Below are 23,580 nucleotides of genomic sequence, written 5' to 3' on the forward strand. Positions count from 1 at the left end.
AAGCGGTAGTGATCAATAATCGAGAATGTGGATCAGCTTGGTTCCGTTCGGGCTGGTCCAGTCGATCGCCAGTTCCGCGATGATCTGGTCGACGGTGGTGATGATCGCGCCGGCCTGCTCCATGCGGCGCAGGGCGATGGTGTCGCCGTAGAGGGTGTGCGAAGCCGAGGTGTCCGCCGACACCTGAACCTCATAGCCTTCCTCCAGAAGCTGGAGCACCGGGAAGAGGACGCAGACCTCGGTGGCGATGCCGGAGACGAACAGCTTCTTGCGCCCCGTCGCCCGGACGGCGTTGGCGAAATTGACGTCGTGCATGGCATTGACGATGCCGCGGCGCTTGATCCGGGCTTCGTACTGCGCCGGCAGGATTTCCCGCAGGGCGGGGATCAGAAGCCCCTGGAAATTCTCTTCCTGACTGGATGTCAGCACCGTCGGCAGATCGATGGCCGCGGCGATCTTGGCGATCTTCGTGGTGTTCTGGATGAGCAGGTTCACGTCGTGCGAATGGGTAAAGCCGATCGTGCCGACTTGATGATCGATCAACAGCAGCGCGGCGTTCTCGGGAGTGAAGGCGGTCGAGTGCATAACGTTCTCTCTTTAGATGGGTGAGTGATTTTGCGGTAAGTGCCACGCTTGCATAAATGAAAGTAGCCTGTATTATTTGATGGAAACCATCGGTGTGTCCGATAGGAGGAATAGACGTGCTTGATGGTGTCTCTCTTGACCAACTCCGAACCTTTGTTGCCGCGGCCGATGAAGGAAGCTTCTCCGCGGCGGCCCGACGACTGAAGCGGACCCAGTCCGCTATTAGCGAAATCATTGCCAATCTTGAAACACAGCTTGCGGTGAAGCTCTTCGACCGGAGCGCTCGCTATCCGCGGCTGACGACAGAGGGTCGGGTCCTTCTTACCGACGCGCGATCCGTCGTTTTCGGCGTCGATTGCATGAAGGCACGTGCCAAGGGAATTTCAGGCGGACTGGAGGCGGAACTTGCCGCGGTGATCGACGTTTTTGTGCCCATCACCGCGATTGCCGACGCGGCTCACGCCTTTCACGGACAATTCCCGAACACGCCATTGCGACTCTATGTGGAAGCGCTCGGCAGTACGGTGCAGCCGGTGATCGATGGGCGCGCGAGTTTCGGGCTCGTCGGATCCTTGCCCACCCTCCCCGCAGGCCTTCTGGCCGAGCACGTCACAGATGTCGACTTCGTGATGGTCGCGTCGGCGAGACATCCGCTTGCGGCAACGAGCGGCCTCATTCCGAACGACGAGCTGGCGCGGTACGTGCAACTGGTGCTCACCGATCGCTCCGACCTCTCGGCCGGGCGCGAGTTCGGCGTCATGTCGCCTTTGACCTGGCGGTTGGCGGATCTTTTTGCCAAACATGCCTTTCTCCTCAACGGTCTCGGTTGGGGCGGCATGCCGCTCCATGCCGTCGAGAAGGACATCGCCGAGGGACGGCTGGTCGAACTTTCGATCCAGAACATCCCGCCGGGCGGTCTCCAGCTTCCGATTTCCGCAGTCTACCGGACCGACGCCCCTCCGGGTCCTGCGGGGCGTTGGATGATCGAGCGCCTTAAACAGTGTTCGAGCGAGACAATGAGCAATTCGCCTATTGGAAGGACCGAAGAGGCGTAATAATAGCGATCGCACATCAATGGAGATCCGCGGCCAAAACAATCCGCTTGCAGATCACGGCATCAGGGGGTCAATCTTGCTGGAAGGTGCTTGAGCAAGCTGTTCAGACGGTCCGCCCCATGTGCACGGATGGTGAAGGTGTTCAACGACGTCGACCCCCAACGTCTTGAAAGTGGCGGGCGGCCAGCGCCTATTGTCTATTCGGGGGAAGAGGCCATTGCTAGGCCAACGGCTGCATCATTGATCTCGGGCTATTTGGTGCTTTGCCGACGCGCAACTTATGCAAAATTTAGCTCGCGCGCCAGCGAGACTTAAGGAACCCGGGCATGCGTTCCGCCCGACATGGTTGTGGGTGCCCCCATAGGGCCGCGGCGCCCTAGGCACCATCGCGGTGCCCAAGTGCAGGGTCAGCCAGTACGACCTGGCCCTGCTTTCAGTTGGCGGGACAATCCCGCCGACGATCGGAAGCGGAGTGGCGGTGCCCGGTTCTCGCTGACGGCCGAACAACGCCGGGAAATTGGCTGCGTCTCATCATCGCCGCCCAGCCATCGGTTCGAACGCCCCCTCTCGGCTCCTTAATGAATGGTGCCGTTGATGACCATCTTAGATATAAACGCTTTCAGAAGGTCGCGATCGAAATGACCCTGAGAACGCTCCATAGTCTCGATAGTCTCCGCCTGCGACCAGGCGCGCTTATATGGCCGGACCGTCGTCAGGGCGTCGTAGACGTCGCAGATCGCGGCAATGCGCGCGACCTGTGGTATTGCAGCTCCCATTAGCCCATTGGGATAGCCAGTGCCATCGAATTTCTCGTGATGGTAGAGGCAAATGTCGAGAACGGCCTCCGGCATGCCCTCGAGCTGTTTCACCATTTCGTATCCCCGTACGGGATGGCTCCGTATGAGCTCGAGTTCGTCGGTTGTCAGCTTCCCAGGCTTACGCAACAGTTCGATAGGCAACACCATTTTTCCAAGATCGTGAACCAGCCCGCCTAAGCCAAGAAGCCGCGCCGCCGCCTCATTCATTCCGAGGTTTCGCCCGAAGGTGACCATAAGCGCACTGACGGCCAGCGAGTGAAGGAAGGTTCCCTCGTCTCTTTCCTTGAGCTTTGCCACGGCGATCATCGCGCCGGCATTGGTCATAGCCTCCAACATAATCCGTTCTACGGCTTTGTAAGCGGCGTCCAGGTGAAAGATACCTCGAACCCTTGCCTCGGCGAAGAGGTCTCGCACAGAGGGTCGCGTGTCCTGGATAGCCTCTCGTGCTCGCTGAATTTGCTCCGCACTGAACTTCGAACCGAGATCGGACGAGAACCTGACAAGATCAAACTCACGACCTTCCGGGGGATCTTGATCGACATCCAACCCCTTTTGTGTATCGATAACGACGCTAATCGCATGAGTACTCATCATACGGTCGATGTCGCCATGAGACAAAATCGGCCCGACATGGGAGGGCAAGGAGCCTGCACCCTCAAGTTCGTCAACGTACATGCCCATGCGCACCTGATGCAGCCGTATTCTTTTCCTCATTCTGGTCTCCCAGTGTTTTCGGAGAGAGATGAGAAAATACTTTCGCGCAAAAGTATTACTATTAAACGAAAGATAAAAACTCGAGACTTCCCAATTTCGGCCCGGGAAAGAGGCGCCGCGAAGCTCGTTCATGAGCTCTGCTGTCGGCGGTGGACCAAACGCGAATAGCAGCTGCGGCCTATCGGCGGCTTGCGTAAAATCTTACCATTCGTGTTCAGGCGTCATTCGGCCTACTCAGGTAGGGTACCACACGATAATCAGGAGCCGGAAAGCGAAAGTAAGGTCGCAATAGGGGAAAGAATGAATCCGTCCCAGTCGACAGTTGCGATGTCCTTGATTGCCCCAGGGATGTTTCTTGTATTTTCTCTAGTTTTTTGCTGCGCCTGGCTGGTTGAGAGAAGACGGCACTACCTGTTGCTTCTTTCCCTCTCCTGCACGCTATTCTGCGCTGGTGCCACGGTACAAATCTTCCATCTTCCGGACGCAGTGTACCTCAACGCGGTGGTATCAAGCGTGTTTTACACATCGGCGGTCATCGCGGCCACCGAAGGGATCCTCGGTCGATCGCGAAAACAATTCGGTCTGCGCGCTGATGTCGCGCTGCTGCTGGGCATCACGGGCATGATCTTGTTTTTCTGTTATGTCACCCCGTATTTGCTTGCACGCATTTATATCCAGAATTTCGGGTATGGCGCGATCTTGCTGATCGCATCGTTCCGCCTTGTTCCCCAGCGACGAACAAGGCCGGTCGACCGTGTCCTTTTCTGGGTCATGTTCGTATTCGCGGTTCAATTCTTCCCGAGGACCGCCCTCACGGCCGGGCCGAATGCCGTATTCTCGGCGCGGAACTTCGGTCAGTCACCGTTCTGGCAGGCGTTACAGGTGTCAATCGCGCTGCTCGGCGCGGCGCTCGCATTTGCGATCCTTGCCGCTGCGTTATCGGACCTTCTTGATGATCTTCGTCGCGAGCGCGACAGCGACCCTCTCACAGGCGTGCTCAATCGGCGGGGATTCCAGGAGCGCTCCAATGAATTGGGTTTGTCTGCCAGCAGTGCCTCCGTTTCTCTTGTCCTCTGTGACCTCGATCATTTCAAGGTGATCAACGACACCTATGGTCATCCCGCCGGCGACGATGTCCTTCGGAGTTTCGGAGCGATCTTGGTCAGCGAACTCCGATCATCCGATCTCGTCTGCCGCGTCGGTGGCGAAGAGTTCGCTATCCTGATGCCTGACACGAAGGAGGAGTCCGCAGCTGCCGTCGCCGAACGGATTCGAAAGCGGATAGAGCGCCAGACCTTCGATCGAATACCCGTTTCGCACCGCGTCACCTCAAGTTTCGGGGTCGCGGAGCGTCGATCCGGAGAGAGTCTCCATGACTTGATGGAGAGAGCCGACCAACTACTTTACAAAGCCAAGTCTGGAGGCCGGAACCGGCTGGCACGAGCGGTCGAAGAGGACACGCCAGCCGCCAATAGCTCGTTGCTGACCGCACCACCGTCTGCGAGATTCCAGGAAGGGTCGCCCGCGTCGTCCCACATTGAGTGGGCCGCGGTTTCACAATGGGGTCAGGAGAAGAACCGTTCACAATCCTGAACTCCAAGCTTTCGACGGCTTTTTGCGGCCGGACATTTTGCTCATTCCATCGAGCCCCTGGGGGCAACGGGCCGGCGCACTGAATGCCAGGGCCGCTGCGGCAGACGGTATCGACCGCGAGAGCGAGGCATCATCGCTAATGCATTGGTCTCAGTCTGTCGAAAGCAAGGCGGCAATGGCCTCGGCCTCAATCGGGCGACTGAAGTGATAACCCTGAATCTCGTCACAATGGCTTTCGCGCAAGAACGTCAGTTGCTCGTCCGTCTCCACCCCCTCGGCGATCACCTTCATCTTCAGCCTTTGTCCGAGCGAGATCACGGCGGCAGTAATGGTTCTATCGTCCTCGTCTTCCGCAAGGTTGCGAACGAAGGATTGATCGATCTTGAGCCTCGATACCGGCAAGCTTTTTAAGGCGCTGAGGCTCGAATAACCGGTTCCGAAATCGTCAATGGCAAAATGAACACCGAGGGCCTGCAGTTCCTTCATCGTCGCGATTGCTTGCTCTACGTCCCGCATCACCAGGCTTTCGGTCAGTTCCAACTCGAGATATTCGGCCCCCAGTCCACTTTCTGCTAAGGCGCTGGTGACGTGCTTTATCAAATTCTTGTCCTGGAATTGACGGGCCGAGACATTGACACACACGCTGAACGGCGGAAGGCCCGCGTCCTGCCACGCCTTGTTTTGGCGACAGGCTTCGTTCAATATCCAATCACCAAGGGGAACGATCATTCCGGTTTCTTCGGCCAGCGGGATGAACTGTGCGGGGGAAATCATCCCAAGTTCTGGATGTTTCCAGCGAACCAGAGCCTCCACTGCAAACATCTGCCCCGACTTCAGGTCAACCTGAGGCTGGTAAAGCAGACAAAATTCGGATCGAGCGATGCCATCGCGCATGGCATCCTGCAATGCCAGACGCTGGTGAACCTTGCTATTCATTTCGGCGGTAAAGAACTGGAAGCCGTCGCCTCCGGCTTCCTTGACCTTGTACATCGCGGCATCGGCGTTCACGAGAAGCGTCTCTGCGTCGGTACCGTCATGCGGAAAGGTCGCAACGCCCATACTGCAGGTGATATGGAAAACCCGGCCATCGATTGATATTGGCTCTGCAATTGCGACCCGGATCTTGTCGAGAATGGCCGAAATGACGTCGGATCCTTCGGGCTGGTCGACGAGAAGGATCACGAATTCGTCGCCGCCGAGCCGCACCACGGCATCGATTGGCCTGACGCAACCCACCATCCGGTGTGCCACGATTTTCAAGAGAGCGTCGCCGGCAGAGTGCCCCAGGCTGTCATTGACCGATTTGAAGGTATCAAGGTCAATGAAAACGACGGATACACAAGGATTGTGGCGTTCCGTCTGCAGCATCGCCTGGGTAAGTCGATCTTTCAGAAGGCTGCGATTGGGAAGGCCCGTTAAGGCATCATGATGCGCCAGAAAGCTTATCTGATCTTCGGCAAGCTTGCGCTCGATGGCGATTGCGGCGATGCGGGTTGCCATCCCGGTGAGTTGCGTTTCAAGGGCGCCCGGTTCACGGATCGCGCGCGAATACATCGCAAATGTGCCGAGCACCGCGCCCTGATGCGAAAGGATCGGAGCTGACCAGCAGGAACGCAGCCCGTGCTGTGCCGCCAGCTCGCGATAGTCGGCCCATAACGGATCGCGCGCGATGTCGGTGACGATGACGCTCTCCCGCCGATAGACAGCGGTACCACAGGAACCTACCTCTGGGCCGACGGCAACACCGTCGATAGCGCGACAATAGGCCGGTGGCAGGTTTGGAGCCGCACCATGCTTGAGATGGCTTCCACTTTCATCAAGCAACAGGATGGAACCAAACACACCCTCGAGCTGGGTCTCTATCAGCCGCACGATGCGATCAAGCACCTCATCCAGGGGCGAGTTCATCGCGATCATTTCAAGGACGAGAGCTTGCTCGTCGCGCAAAAGATCAGCCCGTTTTCGGACGCTTACATCGCGCGATATGCCCACCAATCCAACGACCTCGTTTTGATCGTTGCGCATGGCGACCTTGGAAGTCGAGAGCCATTTTCTATTGCCTGTTCCGGCATCAATAACGACCTCCTCCATGTCGATCATCGGGCTTCCGGTTTCGATTACCGCGCGCTCAATTTCACAGAACCTTGAAGCTAAGTCCAACGTGTGAAGGTCAAAATCGGTCTTGCCGATGATCTCGTCGGGACTCGCGAAGCCATGAATGCGCGCCACCGCTTTGTTGACGACGAGAAAACGGCACTCAAGATCCTTGACGAATAGATAATCCGGGGCATGGTCGACCATGGCCCGCAGCAGTGTGCGCTCGGCCCCCCACTCAGCTTCAGCCGTCAAGCGGTGTTGGAATTCCGCCTGCAGCCGTTCCACTGTCAGAAGCGATTGGTGGATCCTCGGCTCATCAGTCGGTAAAATAACCCCGGAATGCGGGGATCTTGTTCCTGGCATCCGATTCCCTTTGTTTGGCTACTCGGGATTTTTGGCCAACGATGAATGCTAAGTTATTCTAAGAACCTTTCCATTACATGAAAGACACTACTTAAAATTGGCTGGCGCTCTTGTCGCACGCCGAGCTGGTGAGCATGCGGCCCCGAACTCCCAACACCTGCCCTGCGATGGCAGCGGCCTGGGTCATTGTGCTCCCGGTGTGCCGGAAAGCTGTTCGTAGGATTTCGTGGGTCATCTGGTTCCCCGCCGCAACACCTTCGAAAAAATTTCCTGAAACGGCTGCTCAAAAACAGCATTTGCTATCGGCAGACGGCTGCAAAGCAGCCATCGTTACTCGGGCCTTAAAACCTAAGCCCAGGAGACGCAATGAAGCGAGATCATCTCATTGTGAAGGAAACACGCCGGAAAGTTTCTGATCCCTATGATGTAACCTACTTCGCTAAGAAGCACGGGATAAGCTTCGAGGATGCTGCGCGCATTATCAATCTGCATCGGTCAGACCGAGATTCGGCGGACCGCGCGGCATATCATTTAAAAAATACCCTTTGATTCAATCATCGGACCGTGTCGCATGTCGGCAACGCGATCACCGATTTGCCGGACGATGTGCTGCTCCGCGCCAGCAGCATGACTATCGCCCATCCGGCGACCTCATCGCCGGTCCGGATTACGACGGCGAAATACCGCTGCGATCCGACGGTCCATCAATGCGGCAATTTTTGATTTCGGTTGATTGCGACGAAGCAGCTACCAAACTGGCCGCCATCCCTGGAAACGCGATCGACCAGCTAACGCTGGCGAACGCGCCACCGCTCGGCTTGTTCCATGTCTAAACCTTCGGTCGTGTGCCGCAGGCTATCGGTCATCATCATCTCCTGGAAATTGTCCGTCGAACTCATGGGCCAGACAGGTAGACGAATGTTGTGGCCGCGCGAACGGGCCACAGGTCTCGTGAGATAAACGTCTCGGTCTCGATGGATCAGGCGGCGCAGCAGAATGTGGCAATGGCGGAGAAACCAATGCCGTAGGTCGAGCTTACAGCATGCATCTGCTGAACTTAGACAGGTTCTCTCCCAGTTGGACGCGGGACCGGCGTCGATCTCATGAGGTTGGCGACCAAAGCGCTTCCGCCTCGCCCGCCTCGTCAAGCGCTTTTTGCTTGGAAAACGCCGCCTTTTGCTCTGGTATCCGCGGTCAGGGAAACAAGCATGGTGTTCGCTGTGCTGTTTGGTGTTTTCTTCCTCAAGGAGCGCCTCGACCTGGCAAAGCTGGCCTCGATCGGCGCTACGTTGATCGGGACCGCGATGCTCAAGATATCCAAGTGATCGCAGTTTCAATTCGATCAAATCTGCGCCGTGCCTTGCCATAAGAGAGATAGCCGTTGCCGCGCTCGCGGAAGTAGGAAGCTCCCATTTTGGTGCCATGCACCTATCCCAAGTTAATCACCGGGGTTGGTTTGTCGGTATAATGCTTGTAGATAAGATTGACGTTATATTCATGCAGCCACCGGTAGGGCTCGTGGATCTCCAGGACGTTTCGTTCCACCCAGGCCCCGATGAAGCTCTCGAGAGGCGCTGTTAAATAATCCGCATCGCGCATTCGGCTGATGAGTTGAGATTTGTAGTCCATCATAGCGGCAACAAATTCCTTGCCGTAGCCGCCCGATTTGATGATGTCGAAGCGACCATGGCTGGGATAGATACGGTCGATGTCGAATTTGTTCAACTTGCCATACGTCGTGATCTGAACCGGGACCAGCGCCTCCGTCCCTGGCGGTATGAACAACACGCTATCCTCGCAAGCGTCTGCCGCGAGAAGAATCCGATCTTTCGGAAAATACGCCACGAGACTGCCGAGTTGATGCAGGAAGACCTCGTGAAGTTCGACCTTCACATCCCCCACAAATAGCGTCATCTGATCCCGGAACGTACGATTGGGCAGAACGACCTCGGACATTCCAGGGTAACTCGGATCACCGTACAATTGCCATATCTCGCCCGATTGAAGCGCCTGTGCATAGGTCTCGATATTGACCCTCGTATATTCCGTGCTGATGATATCTCTGTCCTTGTAAAGGAAGTTTCCAGCGATATGGTCAGGATCCCAGTGACTGTTGATCACCGAGATGTTTCTTATCCCCATGCCCTTCAAATATGCGTCAATCCAAAGGATTTGTTCCTTGTACAGCATGGTGTCGAATAGAACCGCAGTGTCGCCGCTGTGGATGGCGTAACAGGACAGGCCGAGTTGCATATCGATGTTTTGATGAAGCCATTTCGGATAGGTCGACAGGTCTCTCCCGTCGTAAAAGCAAATCAGATAATCCGTTATGACAGCCACTTGAATTTTTGGATCGAATGCTTCCCGATCGTCATCGGTTTTCCGTTCGACATGCCCAATGCTGACACGCTCGCTTCTCATTTTCTGTCTCCTCTATCCGGACTGAATATTTTCCATCGTTTCGTTCGATACTCGCAGCATCGAGGTATAGAGCCACTGTTCCGTTTCCACAGAGCGCCCTTTGCGGACGCACGTGCGAACACACCGTCCTTGAGACAGGACAGGAGACGTTGAGCAAATATTGAAGATTGCGTACTCATATCCGTCATCCTGATCGGAGTGTTTGGATGTAGGAACGCCATCCACCTAACGCGGTCATCTCCTGAGCTCCATCCACAACGTAAGGTTCACAGAGGAAGCCGGAAACCGGGCCGTCCCGGTCGGGTCGAATGAGAGAAGCCTCCCCAGCCTTGCGGGGCGGCCAGATGGCGATATCCTTAGTAATTTTTGCGCCATAGCGCAGCTTTTCTTCTGGCCGGTCGCGCGGTCTCTCGAAGGCAACGACGCGGGTGGCGAGCGTGAAGGCCTCGCGCATGTCGTGGGTCACCATGACCACGGTCATCGGTGCGTCGTGCCAGAGGCGTTTCATCACCACATGGATTTCGGCGCGGATGCCAGGATCGAGCGCGCCAAAGGGCTCGTCAAGCAGCAGGACTTTCGGCTTCATGATCAGCGCCTGCGCCAGCGCCAGCCGCTGCTGCATGCCGCCGGAAAGCTGAGCGGGGTATTTTCCTTGGGAACCTGACAGCCCGACGGAGGCGATCATTGCCCGCGCTTCCTCTATGGCGGCACGCCGGGAGGCGCCGAACAGCTTGCCGCTCAGCCGCGACACCTGCATCTCTTTGCCGAGCAACACATTTCCAAGCACTGTCAGATGAGGAAGCACGGAATAGCGCTGGAAGACGACGCCGCGATCCCGGCCCGGTTCCGCCGGCAAAGGCGCACCATCGAGAAGGATGGTGCCCCGGGTTGCCCGCTCCTGCCCCAACAGCATGCGCAGAAACGTCGTTTTGCCACAGCCGGAAGGCCCGACCAGCGCCAAGAATGCTCGGGATTCGATGTCGATCGTCACGTCTTCGAGGACGATCTGATCGCCGTATTCCTTCCACACATTCTCGATCTTTAACGTACTCATCACTGCGTCTCCAAATCCGACCAGGGGAAGACGACAACGCGAAGCCGGTCGAGCAGGTAGTCGGTCAAGACAGCCAGCAGCGTGATCCAGAGAACGTATGGGAAGATCACATCCATCGCCAAATAGCGACGGACCAGAAAGATCCGGTAGCCAAGTCCGCTATCCGACGAGATCGCTTCGGCAGCGATCAGGAACAGCCAGGCCGGACCAAGCTGAAGCCGCAGGCAGGTGATAAGTCGCGGCAGGATTTGCGGCAACACGACGCGCAACGCGATCTGCCAGGAATTGCCACCGAGCGTCTCGGCTTTGATGATCTGCTCACGCGGCAGTTCCAGTGCCCTTAGCGCCAGATCCCGGATCATGATCGGCGCGACACCGATGAAGATCAGCGTCACCTTGGATGCTTCGCCAAGCCCCATGACGATGAACAGGATCGGCAGCAGCGCCAGCGGCGGTATCATGGAGACCGCGCCGACGAACGGCGACAGCAGCGATCGGATATAGGGCAGCATACCGATCAACATGCCGATCACCAGAGCAATCACCGTCGAGAGGCCAAGCCCGGCGAACAGGCGCAGGAGGCTCGCGACCGTGTCCGTCCAAAGAATATAGTCTCCGGTGCGCGGATCGGCGACAAAGACTAGTCGGTCGATTGCCGCGGCAAAGCCGGCAAAGCTTGGCAGCAGCTTGTCGTTGGCATTGTCTGCCAGCCGCGATGCAGAACCCAGCGCATAGGCGACAAGCACCAGTACAAAGGGCGTCAGCGTCAGTGCCAGACGCGCACCATTGCTCGGTCGCGCATTGATCCAGCGCATCGGTAAACCTCCATCGAAGACAGACAGACGGTCGGGCGCGAACGTGGCCGACCGCGCTGAACTCAGAGCGCACCGTTGGCGGCGGCATCCATATAGGTGGAGCTGAAGCGGAACTTGACGTTCTCCTTGTCTCCGAGCACCGAGTTGTCGGGCATCTCGATGCCGATGACATCGGCGGAAGCGGCGCCACTTCCAAGCAATCCCTTCTTGAAAAGGAAATTTCGAACGCGGTCCATCGTCTTGACTAGATCGCCGGATTTCAGGAAAGCCGCTGCTTCGGCTGGCTTGTCGAAAGCCCGCGTGGCCCTAAGTTGCATCTCGAACCCTTTGAGATCGGTCCCCGAAGCTGCAGCCATTTCCTCTCGTGCGGCCTTTCCCTCCGCAGTATCGGCTGTCAACAGCGCCGCTGCCTCGTACCAAATACCGGCAAGTGCCTTGCCAAGGTCGGGATTGTCTTTCAGCACCTGAGTGTTGGCGACGGCCAGATCGATGATCTCGCCGGGAATTTGCGAACTATCGAACACCGATCTGGCGGACGGATCTTCGAGGATCGTCGCAACCAGTGGATTCCAGGAGACAACTGCCGTGACGTCCGGCGTCTGATAGGCCGCGATGAGATCTGCATCCGACGTGTTGACGACCTTCACGTCACGTTCGCTCATGCCGACGCTTTCGAGCGCGCGGGCCAGCAGGTAATGCGACACGGAATATTCCACCAGATTGACGTTTTGGCCCCTGATGTCTTCAAGCTTGGACTTGTCCTTGAGTATCACCGCGTCGTTGCCGTTCGAAAAGTCACCCACGATGAATGCGGTCGTATCAACGCCGCCGGCGGCCGGAATGGATAGCCCGTCCATGTTCGCAAGCATGACGCCGTCAAACGCGCCTGCCGTGTACTGATTGATGGACTCGACGTAGTCGTTAAATTGCGTAACCTCGATGTTGATGCCGTATTTGGCGGCCCACTTCTTGACGATCCCGTGGTTGACGGCATAGCCCCAAGGCATCCAGCCGACATAGAGCGACCAGGCGATCTTGAAGTCCTTCTTGACTTCGGCTTTCGCGTAGCCGGCGCCGCCGACCGCAATCGATGCGGCCAATACCGAAACGGACAGAAAATTCTTCAAACGCTGCATCGGCATTCCCCTTTTTTGATAGTTGTAGAGGGGATCGGCAGAAACCAGCGCTGCCAATCCCTTGGCTAACGAGGTCTCCCGGGCTTTTGTCCCGCCGTGCATCCGGCAAGGATGTCTCCCTTGCCGGTAGTAGCTCTCGGACCAGCCTGCCATCGGCAGCGGAACCCTAGCCACAAACTCATGAGGAATTATTGCAAGTTACTTTCCAAATTGTCAAGCTTATGATTTAAAAGAATTTACTGGATAAAAAATGGGCTGAGCGCTTTAAAATGTTGCATTCTGTATCGATTGTCGTCAATTTCTTTTTCGAAATTGACCCGGTGGAATGGAGATACCGATTTCAGACGGCTTTCCCAGCTGCCGGTTGACCGCCGCTTGTGCAGAATGGGCTTCGCTTTTGGCAACGCAATTGGATTTGTCAAATTGGTTTCATTCGTATAGTCCGGCTTGGTTTCTAGAAACATACCCGCAGCGGTGTAGCCACACTGCTTCAACACACGCACCATGGAGTCGAACGATGCCTCGCAAGAAAGGCGTTAAGCCCAGCCATCCCAAGCTCGGCGCCAAACTTCGTCATGCGAGACGCATGAAAGGATTGAAGCTTTCAGAAGTGGCCACCGAGGTGGGATGCTCTGAAAGCCTTCTCTCCAAGATTGAAAATGATTTGAGCACGCCTTCGGTGGCGCTGCTTCATCAGCTTGCGCAGGCTTTAGGCAGCAACATTGCATGGCTTTTCACCGAAAACGAACACGGCGACGACATCATTGTCCGCAAGGCAGATAGACATGCCATCGACTTCGGGCTGCATCACGGCACCGAAGGGACGAAGGTGGAGAGCGTTGCCCCTTACGTCACCGACAATCTGCTGCAGGCCATGATCTTCACGATTGCGCCCGACGGAAAAACGGCAAGTGCACTCAAACATCAAGGGGAGGATTTCGGGTATGTGCTGGAGGGCAGCCTGACGCTTCTCGTGGATGGGAAGGAGTATGAGATATTCGAGGGGGACACTTTTCAATTTCGGTCCGATCGTCCCCACGGGTATCACAACAAGACATCGGCAATCGCCAAAGTTCTCTGGATCAACACGCCGCCGACATTTTGAGATAGGGCCTGGACGTCTTTGCCTCTTTGAGGCAAAATCTTGAAGTCAGTCCTACGGCAGATTATGAAGATGCCAAGCGGCGTTCGATCAGGCGGGCAAGGATGCTTGCACCCACCGGCAGGATGCCGTCATCCAACACGAATCCGGGATTGTGCACCGGCACATCTCCCGAATGGCCGATAGTGCAATAAACGCCGGGAACCTTAAACAGCATATCGGCGAAATCCTCGCTCGCCATGATTGGCGCGCTGGTGATAGAAACCATCTCCGCCCCGACGACGTCGCGCGCTGCATCCGCAAAACCTTCCACTAATGTCTCGGTATTGATCAGTACGTCGAAGACATTGCGGATTTCAACATCGATCTGAACGTCGAATGACGTCGCAACGCCCTTAGCGATGGCCCGCATCCGGTCACGGATTTTCTCGTTGACATCGCGGTCAAGGAACCGAACGGTGCCAGATATTACGGCCTGATCGGGGATCACGTTATACGTGCTGCCCGAATGGATTTGGGTCACGGAAAGTACGGAGGGCTGCATCGGACTGATGTTCCGGCTGACAATTGTCTGCAACAATTGGATGAGCGCGGTCGCGGCAACGATGGGGTCTTTGGACTCTTCAGGCTGTGCTCCATGACTTCCCTGGGCGCGAATTCTAATATCGAAGAAATCGGCCCCCGCCATAGCCACTCCCGGCTTGATCCCTACCTTGTAGGGATCGTCGTGCGGGGCATTGTGAAAACCGTAGATTTCATCGCAGGGAAACCGTTCGAACAAGCCATCGGCGATCATGGCCCGCGCACCGCCCAGCCCTTCCTCGGCCGGCTGGAATATCAGCACCACAGATCCAGCAAAATTGCGGGTTTCAGCCAGGTAGCGCGCAGCCCCAAGTAGGATCGTGGTATGGCCGTCATGGCCACAGCCATGAAAACGGCCTGGCGCTTTCGAGGCATAGGCAAGATTGGTTTTCTCCTCCATCGGAAGAGCATCCATATCGGCGCGTAGCCCGATAGAGCGCCCCTCGCCTTTCGCTCCCCTGATGATACCAACAACTCCGGTCCTGCCGATCCCGCGGTGAACCTCTACCCCATAACGTTCCAACGCATCGGCTACGAGTGCCGAGGTGCGGACCTCCTCGAAGCCGAGCTCCGGGTGCTGGTGAATATCCCGGCGGATGGCAACGAGATCCTCCAGATAGGCAGCAATTTTCTCTAGAACGGGCATTGCAATCCTCTACAGCGGTTTCCTCAATTCCCGACGCTAGGCTTTAGTCATCGGTGCTCAGTCGGTTCAAGAAGCGCTTCGTGCGCTCTTTCTTCGGCATGTCCAGAACCTCTGTCGGGGGACCGTGCTCGACGATTTCTCCTTCATCGAAGAATATGATGCGGTCGGCGACGTCGCGGGCAAATTTCATTTCGTGGGTGACGATAATCATCGTCATCCCCGCCTCGGCAAGCGCGCGCATGACCCCCAGAACTTCGCCAACGAGTTCGGGATCGAGTGCCGAGGTCGGCTCGTCGAACAGCATCAATCGCGGTTTGACGGCAAGGGCGCGCGCGATAGCGACGCGTTGCTGTTGGCCGCCGGAAAGATGATGCGGCAGGTGATCGGCATGTTGGGCAAGTCCGACTGTGTGAAGAAGCTGCCGGGCGGTTTTCTCAGCCTCGACACGGGGTACGCCTTGCACGCGCTGGGGTGCCTCCATGATGTTCTCGAGCGCCGTCAGGTTCGCAAACAGATTGAACCCCTGGAAGACCATCGATATGCCGAGTTCGGTGCGCGCCCTGGTTCGGTCGGACGTCGGATGAAGACGGCCGTTGAGCATCGTGTAGCCTACATGACGACCGGCAACGAGAATCTCGCCCTCATCCAGGGATTCCAGGTGATTGATCAACCGCAGCAAGGTGCTTTTTCCCGAACCGCTGGGACCGAGGACTGCCACGACTTCACCGCGCTTTACCTCAAGATCGATTCCTTTCAAGATGTCGCGTTCCCCGTAGGACTTCCATATCCTCCTGCCGACGACAAAAGGCGTCTCGCCTTCCAGAGCCCGTTCCGACCCTTGAGTATTGCCGAGCAGGCTGCGCAATAAAGCCACCCGCGATCCATTCGCATGCAACGGCAACGGCGCTTCGCTTAAGGCCTCAGCGTCCAGACTGCGTCCAAGAAGACGCGAAAAAAATGGTTGAACAAATGATTTACCGCGTCGCCTCTCGGGGTCCATGGAGAACTCCAGATAAGCCTGAACACCGGATATCACGCTCGTTAAAAGTAGGTATATCATCGCAGCGGCAGCGAAAACTGTGAAGAATTCGAACGTCTGCCCAACGATTTGCTGGGAGCGGAAGGTCAGTTCGCTGACGAAAATGACAGATGCAACGGAAGTCATCTTCAGCATTGCGATGGTGTTTCCCGCAAGGGCTGGGAGGATCGTGCGCAGCGCCTGCGGCAGGATGATGCGCCGCAGCGTTGTCATCCGTCCCATGCCTAACGACGATGCAGCAATACCCTGCTGTGGATTGACGGAAAGAATCCCGCCGCGAATGATTTCGGCGGCAAAGGCCGCCTCGCTCAGCGAAAAGGCGATGACGGCTGTCGAAAAGCTGCCGAACTTCAAGCCAATGATCGGTAACGCGTCAAATATGAAAACAAGCTGCAACAATTGCGGGGTGCCGCGCATGATCCAGATGTAGAACCAGCTTGCCCAGCGCAGGATGGCAATGTGCGAGATCCTGCAAAGCGCGACACCGAGACCGAGAACGAAGCCGATGACAATCGCACACACTGTTATCTGCACGGCCAGAATGGCGCCTTCCCAAAGAAATTTTGACGTAAAATACGCAAGGACATTTGCAAGCCAATCCAAAATCGTTCTCCAGAACGGACGTGGACTGCGACTGGCGGGCCCACGTCTGATGTCGCAGCGTCGTGACGTTGAAATTGTCGGCGGACTATTCGGTCTTTAGTTGAGCGGGAATCTCAAGCGCCGTATCGATCCCGTATTTCTCCAAAATAGCACGCTGCCCACCGGCTGCCTGGACTGCGGCCAGCCCTTCCACAAGTGCTGTTGAGAGGCTGACGTTGCCCTTCTTGACAGCTATGCCGATTTGCAGGCCGCTGAGAACACGATAGGCTCGCTCGTAGGTCTGCGGCTTTTCCGCAACCGTACGATCAACGAGGGCAAGATCCGTGAGCATGATGTCCGCGCGATCGGCTGCCACCAGCCTGAAGCCTGCGGCGTTATCGGGATAGGTCATGACCGTCAGAGGCTCTTTGCCAGAGGCGATGCATTTGCCCGCAACGTCCTTCATCTGCGCTTCCTCGACGGAGCCGAGACCAACGGCGACCGTGTTTCCGCACAGATCCTCCTGCGAGCGGATGCCTTTCGGATTTCCTTTTTGAGTAATGGCACCGGTCCCGGCCTTCATATAAAGGATGAAATCGCCTTCCTTGGCCCGAACCTCATTGTAGTAGAGGTAGAACATGAGATCGATCTGACCGGAAATGACCGCCGGGAAGAGCCCCGACCAAGCGGCGGACTTGATTTCATACTTGACCCCGATGCAGTCGAAGACCGCTTTGGCGAGATCGATGTCGGATCCTTGCAAGGTGCTCGTCGCAACATCAAGACTCACATAGGGCGGCGTCTGTGCATCGACGCCCATCACCAATGTTTTCCCGGACAGGGCGGGATATTTTTCTGCAACTTTTTCAGGTTCGCATTTGGCATCCAATGCCCTTGACGATGTGGCGCCGATGAGCAACGCGGCGCAGGCGCTGGCGAAAAATAGAGGTAGACGCATGGCGTTCTCCGTCTGAACACGGGTTAAAATGACCGGATGTTTCCCTGCTATTTTTTTGTCTGTTAAAGCTGTTTCGACGCCAATTTCGAAAAGCCATCCGATATTCGCGTCCTCTCATGCCCGGGCTTTTTGTCGGACGACTCGAAGGCTCAGGTCATTTGTCCAGCTGCCGCCGGAACGTCGCCGTAGCCGTAGCCGTCGAGCATGGTATCAACCAATGCCCGCATCTCATGCCAGGGCGCTTCACGGCTGCTATGGCCGCGCGCGATGAAGATAGGTCCCAGGTAAAAGCGCTCATACAGCATGTGCCGGCCGGCAAACTCCGTACCCACGGCATCCCAGGCGAGTTTGTAGAGCTTGAAGCGATCGAGTGCCGCATGGTCGGTCGTCGACCAATACGATTCAAATTTCTGCCTGAGATGCGGATCATCCATGACGCTGATATCCGCGGGCATCTGCATGACGCCGCCGCCCATCAACTCGCGGAGCCTGGCGCACACGTCGTCGTAATGAAGATAGCACCAGTAGATCGCCGCATACATGGCGCGCCGATTGATATTGACGAAGCCGTTCGCCAGCGTTTCGTAATCGTGGATCTGTCCCTGAATCATGGCGGAAATCATTCCGTCGAGCGCGGCCATATGAGCAAGCGTTTCCTGAACCGCAGGGAACTTCGAGGTGCCGGATGTCACGGCAATACGCTCGGCTAGCCCCGTCAGAAACATCAGTTTCGATCGGAAGCGAATGGTTGCCTGATGATTTCCCAGGCTATGCGCCGCCGTCTTATAGTAAAGCGAGCTGGAAAGTTCGATGTCGCCATGGACGAAGACCCGTTCCCACGGAACTTCGACATCTTCGCAGACGATGACGCAGTCCGTTTCATCGAAGTGCGTTGAGAGAGGATTGTCGATTTCGCTGACGGCGCTCTTTTCGAAACTCTTGCGAGACCAAAGCGTCAGGCCGGGGCTGTTCATCGGAATAGCACAGGTAATCGCTTCCTTCTCCATGCCCGGGGCCAGCGGCTGAATATTGCCGAGAAAAAGCTCGTGTGCGAACGGGGCGCTGGTTGCGAGCAGTTTCATTCCGCTGATCACCACGCCACTGTCCGTCTCGCGTACGACGCGCAGCGCCGGAAACACCTTGCCGCGCTGAACGAAAGTTTCCCGTTCGCGGGTGCCCGCCGGGGGAGTTACGGCATTGGACACGAAAATATCTCGATCGCGGCAATATTCGCGATAGGCGAGGATGTTTTGCGAAAAATCCGCCGTCTCGGTTTTGAATATCTCCGGCGTCATGGCAAGGCCGACGACGAAGCCGGAAAAATAGTCCGGTGAACGACCAAGCATTCCGTAACTCATATCGGATAAATGCCGGTGGCCCGCTGCACGGAAGACCAGATCTTCACGCGAGCGCGGCATGAGCCAGTAGAACGCATGTCGTTCACCGCCTTCCTCATAGGTCAGAACATCACGGTTCCGCGGATCGCGCTTGGCGTCGTACAATCTGGCAAACGAATGCGCCGCATTGCGAAAGGCCGGATGCGTCGTCACGTCCCGAACAGTCTCGCCGCCAAGATAAATGGTCCTGCCGTCGCGCAAGGACGCCAGATATTCGCTACCGGTCAACTGCATGGATACCCTCATATTCATGATTTCTTCAAGAAATGAATGTCGGATAAATCTTTGTCAAGTTGTTTAATAGAATTCATTCCGATAGGCGATTTCATTATGGTTTCAGTTTGGATCGCAGGCAGAAGGGCTCGAAACCCACAGCCGTTAAAATACGATCAGGACAGTCGAGCTATCTCACCATGCGCGGCCAGACGTGACGTCGCCGAGGTCTTTGCTGCCGAAAGACATATATCTATCTGTAATTTCGACATTTTACCACGAGGGAGTTGCCTTTCTTAGGAAAGCGTCATGTGGCTGACCTAGTCCGAATGCCAATTCGGCAGCGCGACGAACGAACCGACAATGGGAAGTACCCTCCGCTTCGATTTCTGGAAAGTAACTTGACAATATTGTAAGTCCGAGCTTGATTGCCTCGTGAACAATGCGCCGGCTCTCCCCACTTTCGGCCCGGCGCCAACCTATGGCGAGACTGCGCTATGCAAAGCTACCCACGTGATTTGATCGGCTATGGGCGACGTCCGCCGGATCCGCAATGGCCCGGCGGAGCATATCTCGCCGTGGAGTTTGTCCTGGCCTACGAGACCGGCGCTGAAATGTCGGTGCTTCATGGCGATGCTGAATCGGAAAGCGTACTTACCGATCTTGCCGGAGCGCCCGCTGTCCCCGGCGCACGCAGCATGCTGGTCGAATCGACTTTCGAGTTCGGCAGCCGTGTCGGTATCTGGCGCCTGCTGGATCTCTTCGAGGCGCGCGGTATAAAAATCAGCGCCCTGCCCGTGGCGATGGCCCTGCAACGCAATCCCGCAGTTGCGGACGCCTTGATTGCCGGCGGACATGAAATCATCTCGCACGGATGGCGATGGATTGACTACCAAACTGTTGCCGAGGCGGTCGAGAAGGAACACATCCGTCTTTCGGTCGACACCATAGCCACACTCACGGGGCAACGGCCGCTTGGCTGGATTACCGGGCGGCCATCGCCCAACACCCGGCGTCTTCTCACGGAAGAGGGCGGATTTCTTTATGATCAGGATTGTCTGAACGATGAGCTGCCCCACTGGGCGCGCGTCGGAGACCGGCACAGCCTCGTTCTTCCCTATTCCTTCGAGACCAACGACAATGCCTTCTCCGGACGCCAGGGCTTTGCTACCGGCGAAGAATTTTTCGTCTATCTTCGCGACGCCTTCGATGTCCTTTACCGGGAAGGCCGGAAGTCGCCACGCATGATGACGGTTGTGGTTCATGACCGTCTGACCGGCCGACCAGGCCGGGCTGCAGGCTTCGAACGATTTCTGGATCATGTTCTCCGCCATCCCGGCGTGTGGATATGTCGAGGCATCGACGTCGCCCGGCACTGGATGGCGGTGCATCCCAATCCCGATGGAGAATAAAATGACGATAACATCTGATGTGCGCAGCAGCCGGGCCTTTCGCAATCGGGAAACCGCATCGTCGCCGTTTACCACGGTTGTTCGGGGGCGCCAGCTTGCGGTGGCCGCGCATAATCATCTGTCGGCGCAAGTGGGTCTTGCGATGCTGCGCGAGGGAGGCAACGCCATCGATGCCGCCGTCGCGGCCGTTCTTGTCGAAGGGATCGTTGACCCGCATATGCACACGATGGGTGGAGAATGCCCGATCCTGATCCATAAGGCGGATGGCAATGTGATCGCGATCAATGGCAACACCGCAGCGCCCCGGCGCGCCACAGTCGCGGCCTTCCGCGAGCGTGGCCTGTCGGATGTACCCGACGAAGGCGTACTCGCTTCCGGGGTTCCGGCAACCCTCGGGTCGCTTCTGGCGGCACTGACGCAAGCCGGCCGCCTTCCCTTCTCGGCCGTTGCTGCACCTGCCATCGATATCGCCCGGAACGGTTTCGCAGCTCATCGCGGCCTCCTCCAGCAGGAAGGTTTCGGCATCGATGCGCTTGCTCCCAAATTCAATGACCAGTGGCCCGGCAGCGCAGCAATCTATTGCCCCAACGGCCGGCCGCCGCAGGAGGGGCAAATTCTGCGCAATCCGGCGTTCGCGGACTTGCTTGAATATCTGTGCAAATCCGAACAGTCAGTTACACAAAGCCGAATTGCCGGATTGGAAGCCGTTCGTGCCGCTTTCTATCAGGGTGATGCCGCTCAGGCGATCGGGGATTTCGTCCGGGAACGAAACGGATTGCTGGAGGCGTTGGACCTTGCCGCCTATACGACCAATCTGGAGCGCCCCGTTCATCTGGATCTCGGACGGCACAGAATTTTCAAATGCGGCCCCTGGAATCAGGGACCGGCGATGCTGCATGCGCTACAGCTCTATCCGGGGCCTGAACTTGCCCGGCTCGCCGCCAACGGGATAGACGCTCACCGGATGGTCGAGGCCGTCAAACTCGCTTATTCCGACCGGGATCAGTTCTATGGCGATCCAAACATGATAGATGTTCCCATCGACACACTCCTATCAGAAGAATATGCCGATCTGCGCCGCACGCTGATCGATGATCGCCGCGCAAATCCGGATATGCGGCCAGGCGATCCCCTGCGGATGAGGGCCCTGCTCGATCCCGAGGCGGTTCTGGCGACCAGAAACTGGGGACCGGGAACCGTCCATGTCGCGGCGACCGACAGTGAGGGCAACATGATAGCCGCAACGCCGAGCGGTGGTTGGCTCAAGTCCAACGAGGTGGTGCCCCGATTGGGCTTCCCGCTCGGCAACAGGTTGATGACCTTCTACCTTGCGCCGGATCATCATCCCAACGTAATTGCACCGGAAAAGCGGCCGCGAACGACCATCAGCCCGACAATGGTCCTCAAGGATGGCCGGCCGTTTATGGCTTTCGGCAGCATGGGCGGCGATCAGCAGGACCAGTGGCAGATGCAGTTCCTCGTTAACCGCTTGCTGCTCGGCATGGGTCTCGCTGAAGCCATCGATGCTCCGCGTTGGAGCAGTGAGAGCTTTCCGGGCTTCTTTGCTCCGCACAATAGGTTTCCCAATCGCCTGCGGTTGGAGGAAAGGCTTGCCGTGACTCATGGCACAGATCTAACCGCGCGCGGTCATGAGGTCATTGTGGGGCCGGACTGGACCGAAGGCTTTATCGTCGCAGCGGAATTTCACTCCGAGACAAGCAGTGTTTCCGCGGCGGTCGATCCACGCGGGACCAAGAGCGGTATCTTCTCGTCTTCGGCGCTGGCTTGTTGACTTCTGCCGGACGTTCGTAGCTCTGGCCGTTTGTCGCTCACCATCTGACAGGTGCACGAGAAGGAACACTGTCTTCCCGTTTTCATACATACCCCGTTTCGAGCTTTCCATTGCACGAGAGGCAGATCGCATAGGAACGAAGACTTGAACTAGGTGTCAATCAGGTACATTTGGCCGTGAGTGGACGTCGAGCGCCGTGAACCTTCCTCCGGCGTAAACCAAGGCGCTGCCGTCCCCCAAACTGTAGTCCAGCACACGTCCAATCAGAATGACATGATCGCCCCCATCGTGCTGCGCGTGATGTTCGCATTCGAAATGAGCGACTGCCCGATCCAGCACTGGCAGGCCGTTCGCGGTCAATCGGTAATCGACGCCGTCGAACGGCGTCTCCAGCCACCGCGAGAAGCGGTTTGCGATGTCAAGTTGGTTGCCCGCGAGCACGTTGACGGCAAACCCTTTGGCGCGCATCAGATCCTGCCCCCGCCGCGAGTTTCGCCCAACGCTCCAGAGTATCAGAGGGGGATCCATGGAGACGGAGTTGAACGAGTTCACCGTCAACCCGATCATTGTTCCTTCCGGAGAAACGGCCGTCACGACTGTTACCCCCGTCGCGAAACGGCCGAGTGCCTTGCGAAATTGTCCGGTATCAATCGCCACCACTCGTCGATTTTGCATTTCCATTAACACGCACTCCTTTGAACGAAACATCACGGCCGTTGCGGCCAGATGCAGACCGGGTTCAAAGCGAAACTTGACATCGTCGTTATTTATAGTCAAGAACTTGATAAATAATTGGAGATCACTTGCGAAGAATCAGCTTTCGCCAAAGTATCTGGATTTCCATCGGCGAAAACGCTTTCTCAAACGAAGCCGGTGGGCCTTATGAGAGAACCTATAGGTGACGCAAAAATCCTATTAATACAAAAATTTGGCTCTTCTGCATCCGTCGCCGAGCATGAACGGGCCGACTTTTATCAAATCATTCAGCTGCTTCTCAGCTTGCTAAATCGGCCTCGCTAACCTCGTGCGACGACGACCGTTTGTCGTGAGAGACCGGTGTAATTTGCCGAACGAAACCATAGGAATGTCCAGAATAACATTCTATATGAATTTGTATTGAACGTTATTCAAGTGCTTGACGAAAGCTCGACGAAGCTTAGAAAGCATGGCTCTTGCGATTGGCGACGCCTATGCCTTTCTCTGGCA

19 protein-coding genes and 1 riboswitch are annotated in these 23,580 nt (G+C 56.7%); of the genes, 6 read left to right on the forward strand and 13 right to left on the reverse strand.

Going from position 1 to position 23,580, the window contains the following annotated elements; translation table 11 throughout:
* Nucleotides 1-12 precede the first annotated feature (12 nt).
* Nucleotides 13-585: an isochorismatase family protein gene (locus tag JTP94_RS29130; protein WP_204853906.1), complete on the reverse strand. Its 573-nt coding sequence runs from the start codon at nt 583-585 to the stop codon at nt 13-15.
* 116 nt (nt 586-701) lie between these two features.
* On the opposite strand from JTP94_RS29130, the gene JTP94_RS29135 reads away from it, so the two are divergent.
* Nucleotides 702-1,640 (forward strand): LysR family transcriptional regulator, encoded by a 939-nt coding sequence (locus tag JTP94_RS29135; RefSeq protein ID WP_204853907.1) that lies wholly within the window; start codon nt 702-704, stop codon nt 1,638-1,640.
* A gap of 575 nt (nt 1,641-2,215) precedes the next feature.
* On the opposite strand, the gene JTP94_RS29140 is transcribed toward JTP94_RS29135, so the two are convergent.
* Entirely contained in the window at nt 2,216-3,304 is a 1,089-nt protein-coding gene (locus tag JTP94_RS29140) for an HD-GYP domain-containing protein (protein ID WP_312038199.1), read from the reverse strand.
* 168 nt (nt 3,305-3,472) lie between these two features.
* Here JTP94_RS29140 and JTP94_RS29145 point away from each other — a divergent pair, with 168 nt between their 5' ends.
* Nucleotides 3,473-4,765, forward strand: coding sequence for a GGDEF domain-containing protein (locus tag JTP94_RS29145; RefSeq protein ID WP_204853908.1), 1,293 nt, complete (start codon nt 3,473-3,475; stop codon nt 4,763-4,765).
* A 150-nt stretch (nt 4,766-4,915) separates the two neighbouring features.
* Here JTP94_RS29145 and JTP94_RS29150 read toward each other — a convergent pair whose 3' ends face one another.
* Complete coding sequence (locus JTP94_RS29150) at nt 4,916-7,114, reverse strand: EAL domain-containing protein (RefSeq protein WP_246755404.1); 2,199 nt, start codon at nt 7,112-7,114, stop codon at nt 4,916-4,918.
* A gap of 1,214 nt (nt 7,115-8,328) precedes the next feature.
* Here JTP94_RS29150 and JTP94_RS36090 point away from each other — a divergent pair.
* On the forward strand, nt 8,329-8,550 hold the full coding sequence (locus JTP94_RS36090; RefSeq protein WP_409456643.1) for an EamA family transporter: 222 nt from the start codon (nt 8,329-8,331) through the stop codon (nt 8,548-8,550).
* 103 nt (nt 8,551-8,653) lie between these two features.
* Here JTP94_RS36090 and JTP94_RS29155 read toward each other — a convergent pair whose 3' ends face one another.
* From JTP94_RS29155 to JTP94_RS29175, 5 genes are all read right to left on the reverse strand, one after another.
* Nucleotides 8,654-9,646: an MBL fold metallo-hydrolase gene (locus tag JTP94_RS29155; RefSeq protein ID WP_204853910.1), complete on the reverse strand. Its 993-nt coding sequence runs from the start codon at nt 9,644-9,646 to the stop codon at nt 8,654-8,656.
* Between the two features lie 184 nt (nt 9,647-9,830).
* Entirely contained in the window at nt 9,831-10,700 is an 870-nt protein-coding gene (locus tag JTP94_RS29160; protein ID WP_204853911.1) for an ABC transporter ATP-binding protein, read from the reverse strand.
* The gene (locus JTP94_RS29165; RefSeq protein ID WP_204853912.1) at nt 10,700-11,515 is read right to left on the reverse strand and encodes an ABC transporter permease; all 816 of its coding nucleotides are present in this window, start codon (nt 11,513-11,515) and stop codon (nt 10,700-10,702) included. The genes JTP94_RS29160 and JTP94_RS29165 overlap by 1 nt, the downstream gene beginning before the upstream one ends.
* Nucleotides 11,516-11,577: 62 nt before the next feature.
* Nucleotides 11,578-12,651 carry a putative urea ABC transporter substrate-binding protein gene (locus tag JTP94_RS29170; RefSeq protein WP_204853913.1) on the reverse strand — a complete coding sequence of 358 codons (1,074 nt, stop codon included), beginning with the start codon at nt 12,649-12,651 and terminating at the stop codon, nt 11,578-11,580.
* A gap of 73 nt (nt 12,652-12,724) precedes the next feature.
* A riboswitch (guanidine-I (ykkC/yxkD leader) is annotated at nt 12,725-12,832 on the reverse strand.
* A 55-nt stretch (nt 12,833-12,887) separates the two neighbouring features.
* On the reverse strand, nt 12,888-13,157 hold the full coding sequence (locus JTP94_RS29175; protein ID WP_204853914.1) for a hypothetical protein: 270 nt from the start codon (nt 13,155-13,157) through the stop codon (nt 12,888-12,890).
* Between the two features lie 11 nt (nt 13,158-13,168).
* Here JTP94_RS29175 and JTP94_RS29180 point away from each other — a divergent pair, with 11 nt between their 5' ends.
* Nucleotides 13,169-13,756 (forward strand): cupin domain-containing protein, encoded by a 588-nt coding sequence (locus JTP94_RS29180; protein ID WP_204853915.1) that lies wholly within the window; start codon nt 13,169-13,171, stop codon nt 13,754-13,756.
* Between the two features lie 61 nt (nt 13,757-13,817).
* On the opposite strand, the gene JTP94_RS29185 is transcribed toward JTP94_RS29180, so the two are convergent.
* The 4 genes from JTP94_RS29185 to JTP94_RS29200 all read right to left on the reverse strand — a co-directional run bounded on the left by JTP94_RS29185 (nt 13,818) and on the right by JTP94_RS29200 (nt 19,209).
* A complete protein-coding gene (locus JTP94_RS29185) occupies nt 13,818-14,981 on the reverse strand; it encodes a M20 aminoacylase family protein (protein WP_204853916.1) in 1,164 nt (387 codons plus the stop codon).
* 43 nt (nt 14,982-15,024) lie between these two features.
* The gene (locus JTP94_RS35850; RefSeq protein WP_210384314.1) at nt 15,025-16,623 is read right to left on the reverse strand and encodes an amino acid ABC transporter permease/ATP-binding protein; all 1,599 of its coding nucleotides are present in this window, start codon (nt 16,621-16,623) and stop codon (nt 15,025-15,027) included.
* Nucleotides 16,624-16,708: 85 nt separating this feature from the next.
* Complete coding sequence (locus JTP94_RS29195) at nt 16,709-17,521, reverse strand: ABC transporter substrate-binding protein (RefSeq protein ID WP_246755406.1); 813 nt, start codon at nt 17,519-17,521, stop codon at nt 16,709-16,711.
* A gap of 188 nt (nt 17,522-17,709) precedes the next feature.
* Nucleotides 17,710-19,209 (reverse strand): 4-hydroxyphenylacetate 3-hydroxylase family protein, encoded by a 1,500-nt coding sequence (locus JTP94_RS29200; protein ID WP_204853918.1) that lies wholly within the window; start codon nt 19,207-19,209, stop codon nt 17,710-17,712.
* Nucleotides 19,210-19,667: 458 nt separating this feature from the next.
* Here JTP94_RS29200 and JTP94_RS29205 point away from each other — a divergent pair, with 458 nt between their 5' ends.
* Both JTP94_RS29205 and JTP94_RS29210 read left to right on the forward strand, forming a co-directional pair.
* Nucleotides 19,668-20,582: a polysaccharide deacetylase family protein gene (locus tag JTP94_RS29205; RefSeq protein WP_204853919.1), complete on the forward strand. Its 915-nt coding sequence runs from the start codon at nt 19,668-19,670 to the stop codon at nt 20,580-20,582.
* 1 nt (nt 20,583) lies between these two features.
* Nucleotides 20,584-22,374: a gamma-glutamyltransferase family protein gene (locus tag JTP94_RS29210; RefSeq protein WP_204853920.1), complete on the forward strand. Its 1,791-nt coding sequence runs from the start codon at nt 20,584-20,586 to the stop codon at nt 22,372-22,374.
* Nucleotides 22,375-22,530: 156 nt separating this feature from the next.
* Here JTP94_RS29210 and JTP94_RS29215 read toward each other — a convergent pair whose 3' ends face one another.
* Nucleotides 22,531-23,055, reverse strand: coding sequence for a flavin reductase family protein (locus JTP94_RS29215; protein WP_204853921.1), 525 nt, complete (start codon nt 23,053-23,055; stop codon nt 22,531-22,533).
* Nucleotides 23,056-23,580 lie beyond the last annotated feature (525 nt).

Source organism: Martinezella lusitana, from assembly GCF_016901135.1.
In the GTDB taxonomy this organism is placed as follows: Bacteria; Pseudomonadota; Alphaproteobacteria; order Rhizobiales; family Rhizobiaceae; genus Rhizobium; species Rhizobium lusitanum_D.